This is a genomic window from Microbacterium sp., assembly GCF_035277845.1.
Taxonomy (GTDB): domain Bacteria; phylum Actinomycetota; class Actinomycetes; order Actinomycetales; family Microbacteriaceae; genus Microbacterium.
This window is the reverse complement of the sequence record NZ_DATEJS010000088.1, coordinates 1-3,623: the sequence shown is the minus strand read 5'-3', so window position 1 is coordinate 3,623 and position 3,623 is coordinate 1. Positions and strand designations below refer to the sequence as shown.

Here is a 3,623-nt window from a genome sequence, read left to right as displayed (position 1 = left end):
GGTCCCGCAACAGGACGATCAGGATGCCGTCCGCGCCCTGGTGCGCTTCGACTACCCGCACGGCCGTCCCGTCGCGGACTCGCTGCGCGCCTCCGTCATCCGCGCGGCGCTGCAGACGCGCAACCGTCCGCGGACTGCGGGCACCGGCCCGCGCACCCCGGGCAATACACTCAGAGTCCGACTCGACATCCCCGATCCCGAGCTGTGAGGCCCGCCCCAGCCCGAGATCCGATCCCCGACCCAAGGAGTCCGATGCGCCTCGTCTTCGCCGGTACACCGGCGCCCGCAGTGCCGTCGCTGCGGCGGCTGGCGGCATCCGATCACGAGATCGCCGCGGTGATCACCCGCCCGGACGCCCCACTCGGCCGCAAACGCGTGCTCACGCCGTCTCCGGTCGCCGCCGCCGCCGAGGAGCTCGGGATCCCGGTCATCCGCGCTGCCCGCCTCGACGAGGACGCGACCGGCAAGGTCGCCGCGCTCGCCCCCGACCTGGGCGTCATCGTGGCCTACGGGGGGATCGTGCGCGCCCCGCTGCTGTCCACGCCCCGGCACGGCTGGATCAACCTGCACTTCTCGCTGCTGCCCGCGTGGCGGGGAGCCGCACCCGTCCAGCACGCGCTGATCGCGGGCGACCGGGTCACCGGCGCAAGCGTCTTCCAGCTCGTCCCCGCGCTCGACGCCGGGGATCTCTACGGCGAGCTGCGCTACGAGGTGCCGGCCGCCGCGACCGCCGCCGATGTGCTGACGACTCTGGCCGAATCGGGTGCGGGCCTGCTCACCGACGTGGTCGACGACATCGCGAACGGCACCGCGACGGCGCGGCCGCAGATCGGCGAGCCGACCTTCGCCCCCAAGCTGACGATCGCCGATGGTGCGCTGGACTGGACGCAGCCCGCCGGGCGCGTGCTCGACCGGTGCCGCGGCGTCACCCCCGAGCCGGGCGCGCACACCACGGTCGGCGGCCTGCCGGTGAAGGTGCTGGCTGCAGAGCCGGCACCGGGCGACGTCCCCCCGCTTCCGGCAGGACGCATCGCGGCGACACGCGGCGGCATCCTCATCGGCACGGCCACGACGCCCGTGCTCGTGACGCGCGTGCAGCCCTCCGGCAAGGCGGCGATGGCCGCCGCGGACTGGTGGCGCGGTCTGCGCATCGACGACCCGGTGGCCGGCGCATGACCGTCGCCCCCGCACGCCGCGTCGCCTACGAGACGATCCGGGCCGTGACCGCGTCGGACGCCTACGCCAACCTGCTGCTGCCCAAGGCGATCGCGCGCGCCGGCCTGAGCGGCGCGGACGCCGGTCTCGCCACGGAGCTCACGTACGGCACGCTGCGCCGTCTCGGCACGTACGATGCCGTGATCGCCGCCGCAGCCGACCGGGAGACGGCCCGCATCGACCCGGCCGTTCTGGACGCCCTCCGCCTCGGCACGCATCAGCTGCTCGCGACGCGTGTGGCCCCGCACGCGGCCGTCCATGAGACCGTGCAGCTCGTCGCCTCCGCGGCGAAGGGGCGCGGGCCGGTCGGCTTCGCGAACGCCGTGCTCCGGCGGGTCTCCCGTGCGTCCGCGGACGAGTGGATGGTGCGCATCACCGAGCTCGCCCGCTCCGACGACGAGCGTCTCGGTCTGCGCGCGGCGCATCCGGTGTGGGTGCTGCGCGCGTTGCGGCGCGCGCTGGCCGCGGAGGGCCGCGCCGATGAGCTCGACGGGCTGCTGCAGGCCGACAACGACTCGCCGCGGGTGACCATGGCGGCGCTTCCCGGCCTCGCCGAGGTTCCGGCGGGAGCCGAGCTCACGGACTACTCGCCGATCGCGTTCCGGGCTCCGAGCGGCGACCCGCAGCCGCTCACCGAGCGGTCCGGGGGACGCCTGCGCGTGCAGGACGAGGGCTCGCAGCTCGCCGCCCTCGCCCTCACGCGGGCACGCCCCGTCGCGCCGGGGGAGCGCTGGCTCGACCTGTGCGCGGGCCCGGGCGGCAAGTCCGCGCTTCTCGCCGCCGAAGCACTCGCCCGCGGCGCCCGGCTCGAGGCCAACGAGCCCGTGCCGGCCCGGGCCGGTCTCGTGCGTCAGGCGCTCGCCGCGGTGCCGCTCGATGTGCCGGTGTCCGAGGAAGACGGCCGGTATCGCGCCGCCCTCGCTCCGCACACGTACGACCGCATCCTGGTGGATGCGCCCTGCACCGGGCTCGGAGCGCTGCGTCGCCGCCCGGAGGCACGCTGGCGCAAGCAGGCGTCCGACGTCGCGGAGCTCGCGACGCTGCAGCGCGAGCTGCTGACGGCCGCGCTGGATGCCGTGAGGCCCGGCGGTCTCGTCGGCTACGTGACGTGCTCGCCGCACCTCGCCGAGACGTCGGCGGTCGTCGCCGACGTCGTCGCGGCCGCGGACGGAGCAGTCGAGGAGCTGGACGCCCGGGCGGTGCTGCAGTCCCTCACCCGCGCACCCCTGGACCTGCCCACCCCGGCCGACGGCAGCGGTCGCGCCCAGTTGTGGCCGCACCGCCACGGCACGGACGCGATGTTCATCTCGCTCCTGCAGCGGCGTTGACGCCGCGTGCTACGGCGCGGGCCACGTGACCGACGGCGGCCGGTGCGACATGTCGACCGCGGGGCCGTTCAAGTACGTCGGGCTGCCGTTCGCGATCTGGCAGGTGCCCTTCTGGCCGCCCTTCACGCAGCGCACCGTCACGTCGACCGTGCCGAGACCGTCGGCGACGAGCTTCACCCCGTCGCTCGCGGATGCGATCGGCTTCACCGCACCGAGCTTCGCCAGCGTCGACGTCGGCAGGGACCGCTGCACGGTGCCGTCGACGAGAGTCGTGCCGTCGGGGAGCTTCGACGGCAGGGTCAGGCCGCACCCGTCCTTGAGCGTCTTCGCCGAGATGCAGCCCTTGACCGCCTTGTCGATCGCGAACCGGTACGACTGGAGCCCGGCCGCGGTGAGCTGCGGCTGGGCGGATGAGAGGCTGAGGGTCGACGACGAGTCCTTCACGGTGAAGGCGGTCGTACCGGTGACCGTGAAGCCGGACGTCGAGGTACGGAGGCTGTACGTGCCGGGGAATGCGGCCAGCGCCGCCCCCGCCGCAACGGGGACTCCGTTGATGCGCAGCGCCAGGCCGCCGAAGCCCTGGGCGGGCACGGTCACCTGTCCTGTGCCGTCGGTGATGAGCCACGTGCCGGCGGTGTCCGCGTGCAGGTCGAACCGGGCCGTCACCGGAGTCGTGCCGAGAGTGAACGAAGCCTCGACGCGCAGCGTGCCGGACGCGGTCGCGTCGGTCGTCGGCGTGACGACGTGGATGCCGCCCATCGGCGCCGCCTTCGTCGAAGCGGCGAGCGCCGCGTCGGTGAGCAGCGCCCGGTCGAGCTTCGCCGTCCCGGACAGGTACCGCAGCGCCGTGGCCGCGTGCCCCTGCTCGACTGCGGTGAGATAGCCCCGCACCGCGGCGGCGGCGTCCCTGCGCGGCTGTTCCCGGGCGGTGCTCGCAGCGCCCACCGCGGAGAGGATCCCGACGACGATCACCACGACCACGACGACCGCCCCGACGATGAACGCGACCATCGCCCCGCGGCTCGGCCGCCGGGTGCGCAGCCGCAGCGGCCCGGCGGGGCCGGCAGGGCCGGGGTCGGT

Annotated in this window: 4 protein-coding genes; 3 read left to right on the top strand and 1 reads right to left on the bottom strand. The window is 74.9% G+C overall.

Annotated features, from left to right (window positions below; all coding sequences use genetic code 11):
• The 3 genes from VJR25_RS03810 to VJR25_RS03800 form a co-directional block, all read left to right on the top strand.
• The coding region (locus VJR25_RS03810) for a hypothetical protein (protein ID WP_324112685.1) at nucleotides 1-208 on the top strand (208 nt) is incomplete at its 5' end.
• A 44-nt stretch (nucleotides 209-252) separates the two neighbouring features.
• Complete coding sequence (gene fmt / locus VJR25_RS03805; protein ID WP_324112683.1) at nucleotides 253-1,176, top strand: methionyl-tRNA formyltransferase; 924 nt, start codon at nucleotides 253-255, stop codon at nucleotides 1,174-1,176.
• A complete protein-coding gene (locus VJR25_RS03800; protein WP_324112681.1) occupies nucleotides 1,173-2,543 on the top strand; it encodes an RsmB/NOP family class I SAM-dependent RNA methyltransferase in 1,371 nt (456 codons plus the stop codon). Before fmt ends, VJR25_RS03800 begins: the two co-directional genes overlap by 4 nt.
• 9 nt (nucleotides 2,544-2,552) lie before the next feature.
• Here the strand turns inward: VJR25_RS03800 and VJR25_RS03795 are convergent.
• Nucleotides 2,553-3,623: hypothetical protein (locus VJR25_RS03795; RefSeq protein ID WP_324112679.1), on the bottom strand; the 1,071-nt coding region annotated here is incomplete at its 5' end.

What these genes read in the sequence shown, in the direction of transcription:
- fmt (WP_324112683.1), top strand. Translation starts at nt 253, where the DNA reads ATGCGCCTCGTCTTCGCCGGTACACCGGCGCCCGCAGTGCCGTCGCTG.
- VJR25_RS03800 (WP_324112681.1), top strand. Translation starts at nt 1,173, where the DNA reads ATGACCGTCGCCCCCGCACGCCGCGTCGCCTACGAGACGATCCGGGCC.